The following is a 17,885-nucleotide window of genomic DNA, read 5'->3' as shown; positions in this document are numbered from 1 at the left end:
GACGGTCTTTAAAACCACATCTCACGAGGACATACCATGCAACTCCAATCCCATCCGGCGTGCCGGCCGTTTTACGAAGCCGGCGAACTCTCGCAACTGACGGCCTTCTACGAAGAAGGCCGTAACGTCATGTGGATGATGCTGCGATCGGAGCCGCGGCCGTGTTTCAACCAGCAACTCGTCACCGACATCATCCATCTCGCGCGCGTCGCACGCGACTCGGGCCTCACGTTCGACTTCTGGGTGACGGGCTCGCTCGTCCCCGAGCTGTTCAACGTCGGCGGCGACCTGAGTTTCTTCGTCGACGCGATCCGCAGCGGCCGGCGCGACCAGCTGATGGCCTATGCGCGCTCGTGCATCGACGGCGTGTACGAGATCTACACGGGCTTCGGCACCGGCGCGATCTCGATCGCGATGGTCGAGGGCAGCGCGCTCGGCGGCGGCTTCGAGGCCGCGCTCGCGCATCACTACGTGCTCGCGCAGAAGGGCGTGAAACTCGGGTTCCCCGAGATCGCGTTCAACCTGTTCCCGGGCATGGGCGGCTATTCGCTGGTCGCGCGCAAGGCGAACCGCGGCCTCGCGGAATCGCTGATCGCGACCGGCGAAGCGCATGCGGCAGAGTGGTACGAAGACTGCGGGCTGATCGACGAGACGTTCGACGCCGGTGACGCGTATCTCGCGACGCGCACCTTCATCGACGTGACGAAGCCCAAGCTGAACGGCATCCGTGCGATGCTGCGCGCCCGCGAACGCGTGTTCCAGCTGTCGCGCTCGGAGCTGATGGACATCACGGAAGCGTGGGTCCATGCGGCGTTCACGATCGAGCCGAAGGACCTCGCGTACATGGAACGCCTGGTGATGCTGCAGAACCGGCGCGTGTCGAAGCTGCGCACGGTGTAATGCGACGGGCGCCGCCGACGGCCGGCGGCGCCTTGTCCGGAACGACGCTCAGGCGATCAGCCTGAGCTTTCTCGTCTCCGCGAGCCACGCCTCGAACGCCTGCGCCGGCATCGGCCGCGCGTAGTAGTAGCCCTGCGCGTGATCGACGTCGAGCTGCTTGAGGAATTCGGCTTCCGCATGCGTTTCGACGCCTTCGGCGACCACCGCGAAATTCAGCGCCTTCGCGAGCGACACGACCGAGCGCACCAGCGCCTGCGAGCGCGGATTGCGGTCGATCGCCGTGATGAAGGTGCGGTCGAGCTTGATCGCGTCGAGCGGCAGCCGCGACAACTGCGACAGCGACGAATAGCCGGTGCCGAAATCGTCGAGATGGATCTCCGCGCCGAGCTGGCGGAACTGCCGCATCAGCCCGATGGCCGCGTCCTCGTCCTCGATGAAGCAGCTCTCGGTCAGCTCGATGTCGAGCAGGCCGGGCTTGAGCCCCGCGCCGTCGAGAATCGACGCGAACTGATGCACGATGTTCATGTCCTGCAACTGCCGCGCGGACACGTTCACCGCGATCCGGATGCCGAGCCCCTTCGCCTTCCACGCGGCGGCCTGCGCGGCTGCCGTGCGCATCACCCAGCGTCCGAGCGGCGCGATCAGCCCCGACTCTTCCGCGAAACGGATGAACTCGACCGGCGCGACGAGCCCGCGATCGGGCGACTGCCAGCGGATCAGCGCCTCGACGCCGTGCACGTCGCCCGTCGCGATATCGACGACCGGCTGGTAATGCAGCACGAACTGCTCTTCCTCGAGCGCCTTGCGCAGGTTCGTGTCGAGCCACATGTACTTCGCGACCTTCTGGTTCATCTCCAGCGAGAACACGCGATACGTATGCTTGCCCTCTTCCTTCGCGACGTACATCGCGGTATCGGCGCTGCGGATCAGCGTCTCGAGCGAATCGCCGTGCTGCGGATGCATCGCGATGCCGATCGAGCAGCTCGTGTAGACCTCCATCAGCCCGAGATGGATCGGCGTGCGCAGCCGCTCGAGGATGATCTGCGCGGTCGCTTCGAGCAGCGGGCGCGTGCCCTGTTCGAACAGCACGAGGAATTCGTCGCCGCCGAGCCGCGCGAGCGTCGCGCCGGACGGCAGGCAGCCGCTGATGATCGCCGACACGTCCTGCAGCAGGCGGTCGCCGGTGATGTGCCCGTAGTGATCGTTGACGCGCTTGAAGTTGTCGAGATCGAGGAACAGGATGCCGACCTGCCCGCGCGTCTGCTCGCTCTCCGCGGCGATCGCCGCGTGGATGCGCTCGCTGATCGCATGGCGGTTCGGCAGCCCGGTGAGCACGTCGGTGTTCGCGAGCTCGGTGAGCCGCTGCTGCGCGTTGCGCTCCTCGGTGATGTCGATGCCCGAGCAGATCAGGTACTGCTCGTCGACGCCGCTGCCGCTCTGCACGAACTTGTTGCGGAACTGGAACAGGCGCGGCCCGTTGACCGTGTTGATGTAGCGCTCGACCGCGAACGACTGGTTGCTCGCGAAGAAGCCCGTGATGTTGCTGCGCGACTGCGCGCCTTGCTCGGGGCTCATGAACAGCTCGAACGCGCTGCGGCCGATCACGTCGACCTCGCGCTTGCCCGTCACTTCCTCGCACAGGCGGTTGAAGCGCTGCACCATCCCGTTGCGGTCGAGGATCACGACGAGCGAATTCACTTCGGACACGACCTGCTCGGCGAACGCGAGCCCGTGCGACAGGTCGCCGGCGACGGATTCGGTATCGGAATAGGCGGACGCCGTGCCGGCCCAGTCGACCGTATTGACCTTCCTGCCGACGAGATGGAGGCTGACCGGGTTGCCGAACAGCACGATGTCGAGCACGAGGTGCGACGTGACGCCGGTCAGCGCGCGGATGCGCGCGGCCTGCTCGACCGTCAGCGCGATCGCGACGTTGGTCAGGCCGCGGACCGCGGCCAGTTCGAGCGCGTTGCTGTCGCTGCCGAGACGCCAGCAGGGGCTGCGCGTACCGACGTGCGCCTCGAGCACCGCGCTATCGTTTTCGTCATCCATGGACACGCCCCGATCCAGAAAAAACGCACAGTGTAGTCGGAGGCGAGTGGGCCGACCGCCTTCCCGGGCCGCGCCGTGCGCGTGCCCGGCAGGGCAGCCGTGATTGCCGTGACAGCGGGCCTCGTCCCGTCCTTGTTTCCAGCTAATGCGACCGGCGTTCGCGCATGACGCGCAGGTTCTGCCTTACGAATGATGAGAGCCATCTTATCAAATGACGATGAGGATTGGCACTCACATTTAGAGCAGAGTGTCAAGGAATCGGGACTCGATTGGCAAGCCGGATTTTTCATGATTGGCAGCATGCGACGGAGCGGATGACACGCGGCGAATCGGGGCCGGCGAGACGGCCCGGAAGCCCCGTCTGGCGGGCATTTGCGGCCGATTCATGGATAAGGGGACGGATCTTCGGGGCGGCCGTCGCGGCAGGGTCGAATCACATGCCGCCATCCGGTTTTCCGCCATTTTTGATTCCGTTCGCGCGTGAATGCGCGGCTTTATTCCACAGTTCGTTGCAATAGTCTCCCCGCGCCCGGCGCGGGACGTCCGCGCCAGGCGCCGGGTACGCGGCTCAGCCGGCCGCGCCGTAACCGCCGCCGCCCGGCGTTTCGACGACGAACACGTCGCCCGGCGCCATCTGCGCGCGGCCGATGTGATCGAGCACCTCGACCGTGCCGTCCGCCCGCTCGATCGTGTTGCGGCCGAGCGCGCCGGCTTCGCCGCCCGCCGCGCCGAACGGCGCGTGGATCCGGTTGTTCGACAGGATCGACGCGGTCATCGTCTCCAGGAAGCGGATCCGTCGCACCGCGCCGTCGCCGCCGCGCCAGCGCCCGCCACCGCCCGAGCCGGCGCGGATCCGGTGCGAATCGAGCCGCACCGGGTAGCGCCATTCGAGCACCTCCGGATCGGTGAGCCGCGAGTTCGTCATGTGCGTCTGCACCGCGCCGACGCCCGCGAAGCCGTTGCCCGCGCCGCTGCCGCCGGCGATCGTCTCGTAGTACTGGTACTGATGGTTACCGAATGTGAAGTTGTTCATCGTTCCCTGGCTCGACGCGACGCAGCCGAGCGCGCCATACAGCGCGTTGGTGATCGCCGACGACGTCTCGACGTTGCCCGACACGACGGCCGCCGGATACTCGGGATTGAGCATCGAGCGGGCCGGCACGATCACGGTCAGCGGCTTCAGGCAGCCGGCGTTCAGCGGAATGTCGTCGCCGACCAGCGTGCGGAACACGTACAGCACCGCGGCCATGCAGACGGCCTTCGGCGCGTTGAAATTGTTGCCGAGCTGCGCGGACGTGCCGGTGAAATCGATCTCCGCACGCCGCGCCGCGCGATCGACGCGGATCGCGACGCGAATCTCCGCGCCGTTGTCGAGCGGATAGCGGTACGCGCCGTCCTGCAGCGCGCCGATCACGCGCCGCACCGCTTCTTCCGCGTTGTCCTGCACGTGCCCCATGAACGCGAGCACGACGTCGCGGCCGAACTGCGCGACCATCCGGCGCAGTTCGTCGACGCCCTTCTGGTTCGCGGCGACCTGCGCGCGCAGGTCGGCCATGTTCTGCTCGACGTTGCGCGCCGGGTAGCGGCCGGATGCCAGCAGCGCGCGCGTCTCGGCGTCGCGCAGCACGCCGGCCGACACGAGCTGCCAGTTGTCGATCAGCACGCCTTCCTCGTCGATATGGGTCGAATCGGGCGGCATCGAGCCCGGCGTCGTGCCGCCGATGTCCGCGTGGTGGCCGCGCGAGCCGACGTAGAACAGCGGTGCGTCCGAGCCGTCCGCGAACACCGGCGTGATGACCGTCACGTCCGGCAGGTGCGTGCCGCCGTGATACGGGTCGTTCAGCATGAACACGTCGCCGTCGCGCATGCGGCCGCGGTTGCGCTCGATCACCGTGCGGATGCTTTCGCCCATCGAGCCGAGGTGCACGGGCATGTGCGGCGCGTTCGCGATCAGGTTGCCGTCGCCGTCGAAGATCGCGCACGAGAAGTCGAGCCGCTCCTTGATGTTCACCGAGTACGCGGTGTTCTGCAGCCGCAGCCCCATCTGCTCGGCGATCGACATGAACAGGTTGTTGAAGATCTCGAGCCGCACCGGGTCGGCGTCGGTGCCGAGCGAGCGGCGCGTCGGCAGCGGCGTCGTGCGCGTCAGCACGAGGTTGCCCTGCGCGGTCATCGCGGCGCGCCAGCCGGGCTCGACGACGGTCGTGCCGTTCTGCTCCGCGACGATCGCCGGGCCGTCGATCGCGTCGCCGGCGCGCAGCGTGTCGCGCACGACCAGCGCCGCGTCGTGCCACCGGCCGCCGGAATAAAAGCGCACGGCCGCGTGCGCTTGCGGCGCCGCGCCAGCCTCGCGCGGCGCGAGCGGCGCGATGTCGACCGGCGCGTCCGAGCGGCCGATCGCCTCGACCGACGCCAGTTCGGCCACCAGCGGCGTGCCGGGCATCAGGAATGCGTAGCGCTGCCGGTACGCGGCCTCGAACGCCTGCTGCATCGCGGCGACGCTGCCGGCCGGCACGTCGAGCGCCGAATCGGTGCCCTGGTAGCGCAGGTGCACGCGCCGCTCGGTCGCGATCCGCTCCGGCGCCACGCCCTGTTCGAGCAGTGCGCCGATGGCCTCGTCGGCGAGCCGGTCGAGCGCCGCGTTCAGCGCCGGCAGCGATGCGTCGGACAACACGGCTTCCACCGCGCGCTCGCGCATCGCGGTCTGGTCGGCCAGCCCCATCCCGTATGCGGACAGCACGCCCGCGAGCGGATGCGCGAACACCTGCGTCATCCCGAGCGCATCGGCCACGCCGCACGCGTGCTGGCCGCCCGCGCCGCCGAACGTCGTCAGCACGTAGCGCGACACGTCGTGGCCGCGCTGCACGGAAATCTTCTTGATCGCGTTCGCCATGCTGCCGATCGCGATTTCCAGGAAGCCTTCGGCGAGCGCCTCGGGCGTCTCGCGCCGGCCGGTCGCCGCGTGGATTTCATCGGCGAGCGCCGCGAACTTCGCGACCACGCCGTCGCGGTCGAGCGGCTGGTCCGCATGCGGGCCGAACACGCGCGGGAAATGATCGGGCTGGATCTTGCCGAGCATCACGTTGCAGTCGGTCACCGTCAGCGGGCCGCCGCGCCGGTACGCGGCCGGCCCCGGGTTCGCGCCGGCCGATTCGGGGCCGACGCGCAGCCGCGCGCCGTCGAAGCCGAGCACCGAGCCGCCGCCGGCCGCGACCGTGTGGATGCTCATCATCGGCGCGCGCATCCGCACGCCGGCCACCTGCGTCTCGAACTCGCGCTCGAATTCGCCGTTGTAGTGCGACACGTCGGTCGACGTGCCGCCCATGTCGAAACCGATCACCTGCTCGAAGCCGGCCGCGCGCGCCGCGCGCACCATCCCGACGATGCCGCCGGCCGGGCCCGACAGGATCGCGTCCTTGCCCTGGAACGCATCGGCGCGCGTGAGGCCGCCGCTGCTCTGCATGAACTGCAGGTTTACGCCCGGCATCTCGTGCGCGACCTGCTCGACGTAGCGGCGCAGGATCGGCGACAGGTACGCGTCGACCACGGTCGTATCGCCGCGCGACACCATCTTCATCAGCGGCGACACCTCGTGCGACACCGACACCTGCGTGAAGCCGATGCGGCGCGCGAGCTCGGCCAGCATCCGTTCGTGCGCGGTATGGCGGTAGCCGTGGATCAGCACGATCGCGAGCGCACGCACGCCACTGTCGAACACGCGGCGCAACGACGCTTCGGCACCCTGAACATCGAGCGGCACGACCACGTCGCCATGCGCGCCGACGCGTTCGTCGATCTCGACGACCGTCTCGTACAGCGCGTCGGGCAGCACGATGTCGAGATCGAACAGGCGCGGCCGGTTCTGGTACGCGATGCGCAGCACGTCGCGAAAGCCGCGCGTCGTGGCCAGCGCGGTGCGCTCGCCCTTGCGTTCGAGCAGCGCGTTGGTCGCGACCGTCGTGCCCATCTTCACCATGTCGACCTGCGCGGGCGTGATCGGCTCGCCGGCCGCGAGGCCGAGCAGGTGGCGGATGCCGGCCACGGCCGCGTCGCGGTACTGCTCGGGGTTCTCCGACAGCAGCTTGTGCGTGACGAGCGTGCCGTCGGGCCGCCGCGCGACGATGTCGGTGAACGTGCCGCCGCGGTCGATCCAGAATTGCCAGCGCGCGGCGTCGGAGGGAACGGAGGAAAGGTGTCGGTCAGTCATGGTGTCGGTCGATGCGTCGTTGAATCGAGGGACGAACGCCGCCGCACGGCGCGCGTCGCGCGCCGTGTCACGGGGTCGATGAAGGGGGAAGAAACACGCGGGGCGGGCCGCCCCGCCGCTGCCGTCGGTCAGGCGGCGTCGAGTTCGCGGCCGCGGGTCTCGGGCAGCGTCAGCGCGGCGACGATCACCACGCCGTAGGCGGCGACCGCGAAGATGCCGATGCTCATGCCGAGCCCGTATTGCTTGGACAGCGCGCCGATCAGGAACGGGAACAGCGCACCGATCGCGCGGCCCACGTTGTAGCAGAAACCCTGGCCGGAGCCGCGCACGCGGGTCGGGAACAGCTCGGTGAGGAACGCGCCCATCCCCGAGAAGATGCCCGATGCGAAGAAGCCGAGCGGAAAGCCGAGCCACAGCATCGACGCGTTGGTCAGGTTCAGCGACGTGTACGCGAAGGCGATCACCATCGAGCCGACCGCGAACAGGATGAAGTTCGGCTTGCGGCCGAGGCGGTCGGTCAGGTACGCGCTCGTCAGGTAGCCGACCCACGAGCCGAAGATGATCATCGCGAGATAGCCGCCGGTACCCATCACCGTGAGGTGCCGTTCGGTCTTCAGGAAGGTCGGCAGCCACGTCGTGATCGCGTAGTAGCCGCCCTGCGCGCCGGTCGTCAGCAATGCCGCGCGCAGCGTCGTCGTGATCAGCTTCGGCGCGAAGATCTCGGTGAGGCGCGGCGCGTCGGCCACCTTCGCCTGCGCGGCCTTCTCCTTCTCGTAGACGTCCGGCTCCTTCACGTAGCGGCGGATCGCGACGACCAGCAGCGCGGGCGCGAGCCCGACCAGGAACAGCGCGCGCCATGCCTGCTCGGCCGGCAGCACCGAGAACAGCAGCGCATACAGCAGCGCGCACAGCCCCCAGCCGATCGCCCAGCCCGACTGCACGAGGCCGACCGCCCTGCCGCGGTCGCGCGCGCGGATCACTTCGCCGATCAGCACCGCGCCGGCCGTCCATTCGCCGCCGAAGCCGAAGCCCATCAGCGCGCGCGCCGCGACCAGCTGGTGGTAGTTCTGCGCGAGCCCGCACAGCGCGGTGAACACCGCGAACCACAGCACCGTCAGCTGCAGCGTGCGCACGCGGCCGATCCGGTCGGACAGGATGCCGGCGATCCAGCCGCCGAGCGCCGACGCGAGCAGCGTGATCGTGCCGATGAAGCCCGCGTCGGCGAGCGAGATGCCCCAGGTCGCGACGAGCGTCGGGATCACGAACGACAGCATCTGCGTGTCCATCCCGTCGAGCATGTAGCCGACCTTGCAGCTCCAGAATGCGCGGCGCTCGCGCGGCTGCGCATCCGCGTACCACGAGAACAGGCCGCTGCGCTCGCGGCTCGCGGGCTCGGCGGCGGGCGCCGCGAGGGTCTTGCTTTCCATGGTGGTGCTCCTGTCGTGATGCGCCGTCAAATGGCTTGTGGTGCGGTATGTCGCGTACGGGGTGGCCGGCCGGTCAGAACACGGCCAGCGATGCGTTCGTGATGTCGGTCATCAGCATGTGGCCGGGCGTATGCGCGATCGCGATCGGCAGCTTCGCGTCCATCAGCGCGGTTTGCGGCGTCACGCCGCACGCCCAGAACACCGGCAGCTCGCCGTCGCGGATCGTCACCGCGTCGCCGAATTCGGGCGCGTTCAAGTCGTCGATGCCCAGTTCCCGCGGGTGGCCGATATGGATCGGCGCGCCGTGCACGCCCGGGAACCGGCTCGTGATCTGCACCGCGCGGATCGCGTCGGCGCCGCGCAGCGGCCGCATCGACACGACCAGCTGGCCGCCGAAGATCCCCGCGCGGCGGTTCGCGATCGACGTGCGGTACATCGGCACGTTGCGCCCCTCCTCGACGTGGCGCAGCCCGATCCCTTCGCGGGCCAGCATGTCCTCGAACGAGAACGAGCAGCCGATCGCAAATACGACGAAATCGTCTTGCCACAGCGCTTCGAGCGACTCGACGCGCTCGGTCAGCCGGCCGTCCCTGTAGACGTTGTAGCTCGGCACGTCGGTGCGAATGTCGAGATCCTCGCCGAGCGCGGCGATCCGGAACGCGCCCGGTTCGCCGACGCCCAGCAGCGGGCAGGCCTTCGGGTTCGCCTGGCAGAAGCGCAGGAAATCGTGCGCGTACGCATCGGGCAGGATCGCCAGGTTCGCCTGGGCAAACGGGCCGCAATGGCCGGCGGTCGGGCCGCGGAACGCGCCGCGGCGCACGGACTGGCGGAATTCGGAAGGCGTCATGATGGTCGGTCGCAGATCGGGATGGCGTGGGGATGACGGTGGTGTGTCATCGGATATGGCGAAGAATAGAAAGGAAAAAATTTTGTCGCCAACGAGTTTTTTTGCGCCTTTTGTATAGAATTTCTTAACGGATCTGCGGGTTCTCCCCGGTCCCGTTCACTTTTCGTCGCCGGCAAGCTGCGCATCCACCGCCTCGCCCGACCGCCATGAACACACGTTTTCTCGAAACCTTCGTCACGCTCGCGAAGCTGCGCAACTTCCGCACGACCGCGGCGGCGCTGCATGCGACGCCGGCCGCGATCTCGCAGCGCCTGAAGGCGCTCGAGGACGAACTGCAGACGGTACTCGTCGATCGCGACAGCCGCGCGTTCCGGCTCACGCCGAACGGCGAATACCTGCTCGGCTATGCGAAAGCCGTGGTCGAGGCGACGCAGGAACTGCAGGCCGCCGCGTCCGGCGAAAGCGCGCTGCGCGGCAAGCTGCGGCTCGGCGTGATCGAGACGGTCGTGCACAGCTGGCTGCCGCACTACATGCGGCGGCTCGCGGCCGACTATCCGCAGCTCGAGATCGACCTGACCGTCGACGTCAGCGTCGTGCTGCAGCGCCGGCTGATGGCGGGAGAACTCGACCTGATCATCCGCGTGGAAGGCAGCGACGAAGCGTCGGTCGTGTGCGACGCGCTCGCGAACTACCCGGTACGCTGGATCGCCCGCGCCGGGCTGCTGCCGAACACGCGCACCGGCCTCGCGCGGCAGGTGCTGCGCCAGCCGATCCTCACCTACGGACGCGGCACCGCGCCCCATCGCGCGCTGGAAGACATCGTCCGCACGCTCGCGCACGCGCATGGCGTGCCGCTGTCGGAGACGCGCATCACCGGATCGCCGTCGATCTCGGTGATCGTGCAGCTGGTGCGCGACGGTTTCGGCGTCGCCGCGATTCCGGTGCTGTTCGTCGATGCGCTGATCGAGCGCGGCGAAGTCGTCGAGTTGCCGCTGCAGCCGTCGCCGCCGTCGATCGTCGTGTCGATGTCGCGGCGGGCCGACGCGCCCAGGTTCGTGCACGGTGCGTCGATCGCCGCGCGCGCGGCATGTCACGAGTATTGCGAGAAGAGCACGCGGTTGCTGGTCGAAGCGCTGTGACGGCGCAGCGGTGGACGACGCACGTTCGACATCGCCGCGCGAATCGCCCACAATCGCGTTCGGCGCGTCGCCACGTCGGCCCGCGCATCGTGAATGACGGCCCGGCCATCCGCCATTCGTCGCTTCGCATGATCGTGCACAACGAGAAGGCAACATGCAGATTCGCTCCGCTTCGCCCCGCCTGAACCTCGCGCGTGTCGTGATCGTCGCGTCGTACATCGCGTCGCTGCTGCTGCCCGTCGCGGCCGAACCGCCGAATGCGGCCGGCGCGGTGAGCTGGTGGCACGGCTACACGGTGCTCGCGCTCGGCGGGCTCGCGATCCTCGACCTGCAATTCGCGTGGCTCGGCAACCCGTTGCTCGTCGTCGCGCTGCTCAGGCCGAGCCGTACCGTGTCCGCACTGCTGGCCGGGGTCGTGGTCTTTGCGCTCGGGTGGCATACGATCCCGACCGATGCGAACTACGAAACGATCCGCACGTTCGGGGCCGGGTACTACTTATGGATCGCGGCGATGGTGGGCGCCGCCGCGCTGCCGTGGATCGACGGGCGCGAACGGCAGGATGGCGTGGCGCCGAGCGTTGCGGCCGGTGCCGCGGGTGGGGCCGCGCCGACCGGCACTGGCACCGGCACTGGCACCGGCACTGGCGCAGTTGCCGGCAGCACGGCCCGATCGAATGCCGCGCGATCGTCGACCCGACAAAACGGCTGGACCGTAACGGCAACCGACACGCGCATCGAAGCGACCGACGGCACCGGGGCGATGCGCGGCATCGCGCTGTCCGACCTCGGCGCGATCGTGATCGAGACCAACGACGAGGGGCCGTTCGCGTCGGATGTCTGGTGGATTCTGTTCGAGACGAACAGGCAATTCGCCTGCGCCTTCCCGCAGGATGCAGAAGGCGCGAAGGCGGCGATCGACCGGCTGCTCGACCTGCCCGGCATCGATCACCGCAAGGTCATCGACGCGCAGACGTCGATCCAGAACGCGACGTTCCCGATCTGGGAGCGCAGGGCGAACGAGCCGGCCGCGCCGGGAGAAGCCGGCGCAGCGGCCTGACCGGCAACGCTTACGCTGACGCCCCTGCATGCGGCGGCGTCAGCTTGCCGTCGCCATACTCGCGAAGCACCTGCGAAATCACGACGCGATACCCGTCCAGCCAGCGCGCCTGCTTCGCCTTGGCTTCGAGATGCGCGGGATGCTGGATCAACTGCCGCAGCGCCGCCTCGGATTCCCAGTAGTAGACGTTCTGGATCAGGCCCGCTTCCGCGTTCTCCCACGTTTCCTCGCCGAGATAGCCGGGCGTCGCACGCGCCATGTCGGCGATCTGCCGGTCGAGCCGGTGGAATTCGTCGTCGTACTGCCCGGCACGAAAAATGAAGGTCGACGCGTACATGCCGCTCCATCCGAACGAGTGAAAGAGCGCCAAGTGTAAGGCACGCGCGGCGTGCCGCGATCGTCACGCGGCGAGCGGATCGGCGTCGACGCGATCGTCGAGCCATGCGTCGATGCGTGGCGCGTCGTCACGCATTCCAACCGCGGATGCGGGCATGGCCGCGAGCGCCCGTCGCGCCCGTTCCAGCGCCTGCGCGAAGCCGCGCAATTCGTGCGTCGCGGGCCGGTCGGCCGCCTGCCGGCGCACGAGCGCCGCTTCGATGTTCGCGCCGATCAACGCGAGCTGGGCGTCGATGAAGTCGATGCACAGCGCGCGGCAATGCGCGGAAACCGGCGCGACGGCCAGCAGGACCGGCACGATCGACACGGTCAGGTAGCCGCCCGGCGCAAGCCGCGACAGCGCATGACGCACGTCCTGCCCGCCATCGGTCAACGACGCGAACACGGCGTCGCGCCACACCGCGCGCTCGAACACGAGCGCAGCGCGATGCGCGTCGAGCGCCGCACGGTCCGCGACCTGTCCGGCCGTCACCAGCGGAATCGAGAACACCGATTCATCGGCAGACCGCACGTGCCCCGCTTCGACGATACAGTTCGCGCCCAGCCACGCCGCATCGTCGCGCCGCGCCGCGAGCACGCGGGCCTGCAACCGGTCGGGCAGCGCCGGATCGAGCGGCACCGCGCGGCAGATCGACGGCTTGTTCGCGTGCACGCCGCAGCGGCCGTCGTCGGCGAGCGCCGCGCAGCGGCCCAGCGACGGATAGTCGTAGCCTTGCAGCGTCAGCGCGAGCCATTCGCCGTTCATGCCGCCGCCGCGATGGAACAGCCGGTCCGCCAGCGCATCGGCGGCCGCGACGTCGTCCGCATCGAGCGTCTGCTCGCGCCCGCCTGCCTGCCAGCGTTCGCCCGTTCGCCGCTTCGGCACGCGGCGGAGCGTCAATGCGCCGACGAAGCGATGTCGATGCCGGAACAGTTCGCGCAACGACAGCGTCGGCGCGCTGTTGCAGCAGCGTCCGCACGCGTTGCACGCGAGCTGGTAGGTGTCTACCACGGGCGCCGCACCGAATCCTGGTAGCGCGTGAGGATGAAGCGCGCGACGTCGTCCGAGTGATACGCGGCGACGAGCTGTGCGACCCACGGCTTCGCGCGATCGGCGTCGCGCACCGTCAGCACGTTCGCATACGGCGAGCGCGCATCCTCCAGGCTGATGCTGTCGCGCGCGGGCTGCAGCCCGAAGCGGGCCGCGTCGTCGCTGTCGATCGCGACGAACGCGGCCGTATCGAGCGCCGCGTAAAGCCGGTCGCGGCGCAGCGCGACGAATTTCAGCCCGAGCCGGTTGCCGGTGACGTCGCGCAGCGTCGCATGCAGGCCGGCTTTTTCGCGCAGCGTGACCAGCGTGTCGTTCTGCAGCAGCACGAGCGCGCGCGCCATCCCGCGCCGATCGGCGGGGAGCGCGACCGTCGCGCCGGGTTGCAGTTCGTTCAGGTTCTTCAGCTTGCGCGAATAGAACGCCATCGGCAGCGTGACGGTCGGCGCGACTTCGGTCAGCGCGACGCGCTGGCGTGCGCGAGTCGCGGCCAGCTGTTGCGCATCCTCGAAACTGGCCGCGTCGATCCGCCCGTCGGCCAGTGCCGTGTCGATGCGCGACGCATCGTCGAATTCGACGACGTCGACACCGAGCCCGCGCGCGGCAGCCACCCGCTTCACTTCGTCGAGGATCTGCGCATGCACGCCGCGCGTGACGCCGACGCGCACGGCCGGTGCAGTAGCGTCGGCAGCCATCGCCGCACCATGATGCGCGATGCCGCATGCCGCCAGCAGCCACGCCGACACGAATCGCCCGATGCCCGCCGTCATGACGCGTCCCTCTGGATCGTGCGAAACCCGATATGCGACGCGCCGAGATCGGCTTCCTGCTGTTCGCGCGACGATGCGCGATAGCGCACGCAGTAATCGCGCGAGCACAGGAACGAACCGCCCTTGATGACCATCGGCGTATCGTGCCGGCGCGTCGGCGGTGCGACGGCCGCCGTGTCGCCGTTCGTGTGCGATTGATGCGGGCCCGTGTACGCGTCCTTCGTCCATTCCCACGCATTGCCGATCATGTCGTAGAGGCGAAAACCGTTCGCCGCATAGCAGCCGACGGGCGCCAATCCCGCGTGGCCATCCTCGGCCGAGTCGAGCACCGGAAACGCGCCCTGCCAGTAGTTCGCGGCCGGCTTGCCCTGCGCATCGCGCGGCGCCGCATCGAGCGATGCGTCGTCGCGGCCGGCCTTGCCCGCGTATTCCCATTCGGCCTCGGTCGGCAAATCGCGGCCGAGCCAGTGCGCATACGCGAGCGCATCGCGCTGCGTGACGAGCGTCACCGGCAGGTTGCCGAGCCCCGTCACGTCGCTGCCGGGCCCGCGCGGATGCCGCCACGACGCGCCCTTCACCCACGACCACCATGCGAGGTCGCGCGCGTTCATCTCGTCGCGCGTCGGCACATGAAACACCGCCGCGCCGCCCTGCTGCTCGGCCTCGGTCACATAGCCGGTGGCCTGCACGAACGCGGCGAACTGCGCGATCGTCACGTCGGTCTGGTCGATCCAGAAGCCGCCGACGCGCGTGCGGCCGTCGCCGACCGGACGCTCGTCCGCATAGCCGCGCGTGCTGCCGAACACGAACGCGCCGCCGCGCAGGTGCACCATCCCGGCCTTCGGATCGTCGCGCCATTTCGACGGCAGCCCCGAATAGCGTTCGCACTCGCGCTCCGAACCGAGCGGCGCAAGCGCGCGGCCGCGATTCAGGTCGTCGAACGCGCCGCCTGCCGGCGCCGCCGGGTTCGCATAGCCGGCCGCGAACGCGGCGGCGAACAGCGTGGCGGCCAGCGCCGCGCCGATCGTCCAGAAGCGGAACCGCATCGTGTCGCTCCCGCGCTCAATAGTAGCCGCGCGGACGCAGCGGCTCGACGCCGCCGACGTTGCTCATGTAGGCCTTCCACTGGTCGACGAGCGTGCCGATCACCGACGGATTCTGCGCGGACACGTCGGTCGTCTCGCCGCGATCCGACGCGAGGTCGTACAGCTGCCAGTGGCCGTCGAGCGGGCCGAGCGGCGGTTCGGTCCACAGCGCCTTCCAGCGGCCGTCGGCGCTGCGCAGATACGCCCGGCCGTACGCTTCGTCGCCGAACGGCGTCGTGTGCACTTCGCCCGTCGCCGAACCGGTGAGCACCGGCAGCAGCGACTGGCCCGTGACCGGATACACGTAGCGGTTGTTGTAGACGACCTTGCCCTTGTTCTGGTCGACGCCCGTCAGCGTGTTCACCAGCGGCGGCGCCGGCTGCGACGGCGGCGTGACGCCTGCGACCGCGAGAAACGTCGCCGTGTTGTCGGTCACGTGCGTGAACGCGCGCAGGGTCGGCAGCGGCTGCGACTGGCCCGGCAGGTGCACGATCGTCGGCGTCGACACGCCGCCTTCGCCCGAATAGCCCTTCGTGAGCCGGAACGGCGCCGCGCTCACTTCGGCCCAGCGCAGCCCGTACTGCAGGCGCTGCGCATTCTGCTTGCCGTTGTCGGTGCCCAGCGCCGAATAGGTCGGCTCCTGTGCGTTCGCGGTGTCGGTCGCGGTCGGGTCGGCGCCGGAATCGATCGGCCAGCCTTCCGCGCCGTTGTCCGACTGGAACATGATGAACGTGTTGTCGTATTCGCCGATGTCCTTCAGGTGCTGGATCAGCAGGCCGATGTTGTAGTCGAGGTTCTCGACCATCCCCGCGTAGATCTCCATGTAGCGCGCCTGCGCCTTGCGCTCGGCCGGCGACAGGCTCGACCACAGCTTGTCGACCTTGCCGGGGCCGTAGTCGCCGTAGCCGTCCGCGGCCGAATGCACCGCGTTGATGTACTTCGCGCCGGTCGTGCCGTTGTTCGCGGTCGCGGGCGAGGCGACCGTCGTCTCGGGCAGCCCGTCGAACGGCTTGAAATCGGCCGGAATCAGGCCGAGCGCCTTCTGCCGCGCGATCCGCGCGTTGCGGATCGCATCGTAGCCGGCGTCGTACACGCCCGCATATTTGTGCAGCCACGGATCGGGCACCTGCAGCGGCCAGTGCGGTGACGTGTAGGCCGCGTACGCGAAGAACGGCTTGCCGTCCTGCTTGTTCGCATCGATGTACGAGATCAGCTTCTGCGTATAGAAATCGGTCGAATAGAACACGGCCGGGCTGCCGCCCGCGCCGCCCGGCTGCCCGGGCTGGCCCGGCTGCACGTAGCGGCCGTCTTCCGTGTAGTTCGACGAGCCGGCCGGCTCGTGCGCGAAGTGGTTCGTCGCCGCGCCGCCGAGCAGCACGTAGCTGCGCTCGAAGCCCCACTGGTCGGGCGTCTGCCCGCTGCCCGTGGTACTGCCGACGATGCCCGAGCCGATGTGCCACTTGCCCGCGATGTACGTGTGATAGCCGGCGTCCTTCAGCAGTTGCGCGAACGACAGCGCGCGATCGTTCAGGTAGCCCTCGTAGCCGGGCAGCCCGCGCCGTTCGTCGGTCGGCACGCCCATCGTGCCTTCGCCGACGAGATGGTGATCGGTGCCCGACACCAGCATCGCGCGCGTGATCGCGCAGACGGTGCCCGTGTGGTGGTTCGACAGGATGCGGCCCGATGCGACGAGCGCGTCGAGGTTCGGCGTGTTGATCTCGCCGCCGAACGCATGGATGTCGGAGTAGCCGAGATCGTCGGCCATGATGTACAGGATGTTCGGGCGTTTCGCGGCCTGGGTCGGGGTGGGCGCTGGCGTGGCGCCGGCCTGCGACGGCGGCGCATCGCTGTCGACGCCGCCGCACGATGCGAGCGACACCGCGCCGGCAATCGCGGCGCAAACGACACGGAAACGAAAGGCATGCAACGGCGAAGCGGACTTTTTCATTCTTGTTGACGCTCGATCTACGGGAGCGGCGATCTTAGCGTCGCCCGCGCAGCGCCCAAAGTCGGATTCGTCACATGCTAACGGGGTGGGGGAATATGCGACGCGTATCGTCCGTCACGCGTCGCGCCGCCGTGCATCAACTGCGCCCGCCGAGGCTGCCGCCGCCGTCCACCGCCAGCACCTGCCCGGTGACGAAACCGGCTTCGTCGGACAGGAAGAACGCGGTTGCGGCCGCGACGTCGTCGGCCGTGCCGAGCCGGCGCGCGGGAATCGTCGCGAGCACCTTGCGCTCGGCTTCGCTGCCGACCGGCCGCGTCTGGCGGAACAGCTCGGTCTCGATCGGGCCGGGCGCCACCGCGTTGACGGTCACGCCGTGCTCGGCGAGTTCTAGCGCCCACGTGCGCGTGCAGCCGACCAGCGCGTTCTTCGCGGCGGAATACGCAGTGCGGTCGAGGCTGCCGAAAATCGCGCGGCTGCAGATGTTGACGATGCGCCCGTGGCCGCGCGCCTTCATCGCATCGGCAAAGTGCTGCGTGACCTGGATCGCAGCCCGCACGTTGAGATCGAACACGGTCTGCAGCGACTGGAAATCGATCTTCCCGAGCGGTTGCGGCAGCACGATGCCCGCATTGTTGACGATGCCGTCGACGTGGTGGCGTTCGCCGATCCGCGCGAGCGTCGCGGCGGTCTGTTCGATATCGGCGAGATCGCACGCGAGCAATTCGCCGGGGAAGTCGATGCCCTGCGCGTGCCGCGCGAGACCGACGACGCGATGGCCGCGTCGGGCGAGCGTGGTGCTGATCGCGAGGCCGATGCCGCGTGATGCGCCGGTGACGAGATAAGTGCGGGATGACATGCGTGTGCCCTTGGCAATGAATCCGGGGGAAACGGCGCAACGCGCCTTGTGGTCACCCGGCGCGCGCGTGCTCCGCCCGATTGTGCCGCAACGATGAGAAACGCGTACGGTCGATGCCTTCTCGTCGCGTTCGATGCGTCACCCTCACACTCGCCAGTCGCTCACCCCACCCGC

The 17,885-nt window shown here is 68.9% G+C and carries 13 protein-coding genes; 3 read left to right on the top strand and 10 right to left on the bottom strand.

The features are described from left to right. The first annotated feature begins 36 nt into the window (after positions 1-36). Positions 37-900 (top strand): crotonase/enoyl-CoA hydratase family protein, encoded by an 864-nt coding sequence (locus tag H0X95_RS26220; protein WP_006488766.1) that lies wholly within the window; start codon positions 37-39, stop codon positions 898-900. A 48-nt stretch (positions 901-948) separates the two neighbouring features. Here H0X95_RS26220 and pdeR read toward each other — a convergent pair whose 3' ends face one another. The 4 genes from pdeR to H0X95_RS26200 all read right to left on the bottom strand — a co-directional run bounded on the left by pdeR (position 949) and on the right by H0X95_RS26200 (position 9,433). After that, the gene (gene pdeR, locus H0X95_RS26215; protein WP_006495698.1) at positions 949-2,952 is read right to left on the bottom strand and encodes a cyclic di-GMP phosphodiesterase; all 2,004 of its coding nucleotides are present in this window, start codon (positions 2,950-2,952) and stop codon (positions 949-951) included. 568 nt (positions 2,953-3,520) lie between these two features. Continuing rightward, positions 3,521-7,159: a hydantoinase B/oxoprolinase family protein gene (locus H0X95_RS26210; RefSeq protein ID WP_059722398.1), complete on the bottom strand. Its 3,639-nt coding sequence runs from the start codon at positions 7,157-7,159 to the stop codon at positions 3,521-3,523. Positions 7,160-7,287: 128 nt separating this feature from the next. Continuing rightward, the gene (locus H0X95_RS26205; protein WP_006484334.1) at positions 7,288-8,586 is read right to left on the bottom strand and encodes an MFS transporter; all 1,299 of its coding nucleotides are present in this window, start codon (positions 8,584-8,586) and stop codon (positions 7,288-7,290) included. A gap of 73 nt (positions 8,587-8,659) precedes the next feature. Continuing rightward, positions 8,660-9,433, bottom strand: coding sequence for a putative hydro-lyase (locus tag H0X95_RS26200; protein WP_006484320.1), 774 nt, complete (start codon positions 9,431-9,433; stop codon positions 8,660-8,662). A gap of 206 nt (positions 9,434-9,639) precedes the next feature. Here H0X95_RS26200 and H0X95_RS26195 point away from each other — a divergent pair, with 206 nt between their 5' ends. Both H0X95_RS26195 and H0X95_RS26190 read left to right on the top strand, forming a co-directional pair. Next, positions 9,640-10,572, top strand: a complete 933-nt coding sequence (locus H0X95_RS26195; protein ID WP_006484336.1) for a LysR family transcriptional regulator — start codon at positions 9,640-9,642, stop codon at positions 10,570-10,572. 154 nt (positions 10,573-10,726) lie between these two features. Continuing rightward, entirely contained in the window at positions 10,727-11,629 is a 903-nt protein-coding gene (locus tag H0X95_RS26190; RefSeq protein ID WP_059722396.1) for a hypothetical protein, read from the top strand. Positions 11,630-11,639: 10 nt separating this feature from the next. On the opposite strand, the gene H0X95_RS26185 is transcribed toward H0X95_RS26190, so the two are convergent. The 6 genes from H0X95_RS26185 to H0X95_RS26160 all read right to left on the bottom strand — a co-directional run bounded on the left by H0X95_RS26185 (position 11,640) and on the right by H0X95_RS26160 (position 17,711). Then, complete coding sequence (locus tag H0X95_RS26185; RefSeq protein WP_006484329.1) at positions 11,640-11,966, bottom strand: antibiotic biosynthesis monooxygenase family protein; 327 nt, start codon at positions 11,964-11,966, stop codon at positions 11,640-11,642. A 63-nt stretch (positions 11,967-12,029) separates the two neighbouring features. Then, positions 12,030-13,016, bottom strand: a complete 987-nt coding sequence (locus H0X95_RS26180) for a YkgJ family cysteine cluster protein (protein WP_058902724.1) — start codon at positions 13,014-13,016, stop codon at positions 12,030-12,032. Next, complete coding sequence (locus H0X95_RS26175; RefSeq protein WP_006484322.1) at positions 13,010-13,822, bottom strand: MetQ/NlpA family lipoprotein; 813 nt, start codon at positions 13,820-13,822, stop codon at positions 13,010-13,012. The genes H0X95_RS26180 and H0X95_RS26175 overlap by 7 nt, the downstream gene beginning before the upstream one ends. Then, positions 13,819-14,868, bottom strand: coding sequence for a formylglycine-generating enzyme family protein (locus H0X95_RS26170; protein ID WP_059722394.1), 1,050 nt, complete (start codon positions 14,866-14,868; stop codon positions 13,819-13,821). The genes H0X95_RS26175 and H0X95_RS26170 overlap by 4 nt, the downstream gene beginning before the upstream one ends. Before the next feature lie 16 nt (positions 14,869-14,884). Next, complete coding sequence (locus tag H0X95_RS26165; protein ID WP_059722393.1) at positions 14,885-16,855, bottom strand: arylsulfatase; 1,971 nt, start codon at positions 16,853-16,855, stop codon at positions 14,885-14,887. Positions 16,856-16,991: 136 nt separating this feature from the next. After that, positions 16,992-17,711: an SDR family oxidoreductase gene (locus H0X95_RS26160; protein ID WP_006484321.1), complete on the bottom strand. Its 720-nt coding sequence runs from the start codon at positions 17,709-17,711 to the stop codon at positions 16,992-16,994. Positions 17,712-17,885: the final 174 nt, after the last annotated feature.

The sequence above is a fragment of the Burkholderia sp. 9779_493 genome (assembly GCF_015712215.1).
Classification (GTDB): domain Bacteria; phylum Pseudomonadota; class Gammaproteobacteria; order Burkholderiales; family Burkholderiaceae; genus Burkholderia; species Burkholderia cenocepacia.
Note: the sequence above shows the minus strand (reverse complement) of the source record. Positions and strands in the feature narration are given on the sequence as shown.

Bases quoted from the DNA above. Each gene is read 5' to 3' on its own strand.
- H0X95_RS26220 (WP_006488766.1), top strand. From the start codon at position 37: ATGCAACTCCAATCCCATCCGGCGTGCCGGCCGTTTTACGAAGCCGGC.
- H0X95_RS26160 (WP_006484321.1), bottom strand. From the start codon at position 17,711: ATGTCATCCCGCACTTATCTCGTCACCGGCGCATCACGCGGCATCGGC.
- H0X95_RS26195 (WP_006484336.1), top strand. From the start codon at position 9,640: ATGAACACACGTTTTCTCGAAACCTTCGTCACGCTCGCGAAGCTGCGC.
- pdeR (WP_006495698.1), bottom strand. From the start codon at position 2,952: ATGGATGACGAAAACGATAGCGCGGTGCTCGAGGCGCACGTCGGTACG.
- H0X95_RS26190 (WP_059722396.1), top strand. From the start codon at position 10,727: ATGCAGATTCGCTCCGCTTCGCCCCGCCTGAACCTCGCGCGTGTCGTG.
- H0X95_RS26175 (WP_006484322.1), bottom strand. From the start codon at position 13,822: ATGACGGCGGGCATCGGGCGATTCGTGTCGGCGTGGCTGCTGGCGGCA.
- H0X95_RS26200 (WP_006484320.1), bottom strand. From the start codon at position 9,433: ATGACGCCTTCCGAATTCCGCCAGTCCGTGCGCCGCGGCGCGTTCCGC.
- H0X95_RS26210 (WP_059722398.1), bottom strand. From the start codon at position 7,159: ATGACTGACCGACACCTTTCCTCCGTTCCCTCCGACGCCGCGCGCTGG.
- H0X95_RS26205 (WP_006484334.1), bottom strand. From the start codon at position 8,586: ATGGAAAGCAAGACCCTCGCGGCGCCCGCCGCCGAGCCCGCGAGCCGC.
- H0X95_RS26165 (WP_059722393.1), bottom strand. From the start codon at position 16,855: ATGAAAAAGTCCGCTTCGCCGTTGCATGCCTTTCGTTTCCGTGTCGTT.
- H0X95_RS26170 (WP_059722394.1), bottom strand. From the start codon at position 14,868: ATGCGGTTCCGCTTCTGGACGATCGGCGCGGCGCTGGCCGCCACGCTG.
- H0X95_RS26185 (WP_006484329.1), bottom strand. From the start codon at position 11,966: ATGTACGCGTCGACCTTCATTTTTCGTGCCGGGCAGTACGACGACGAA.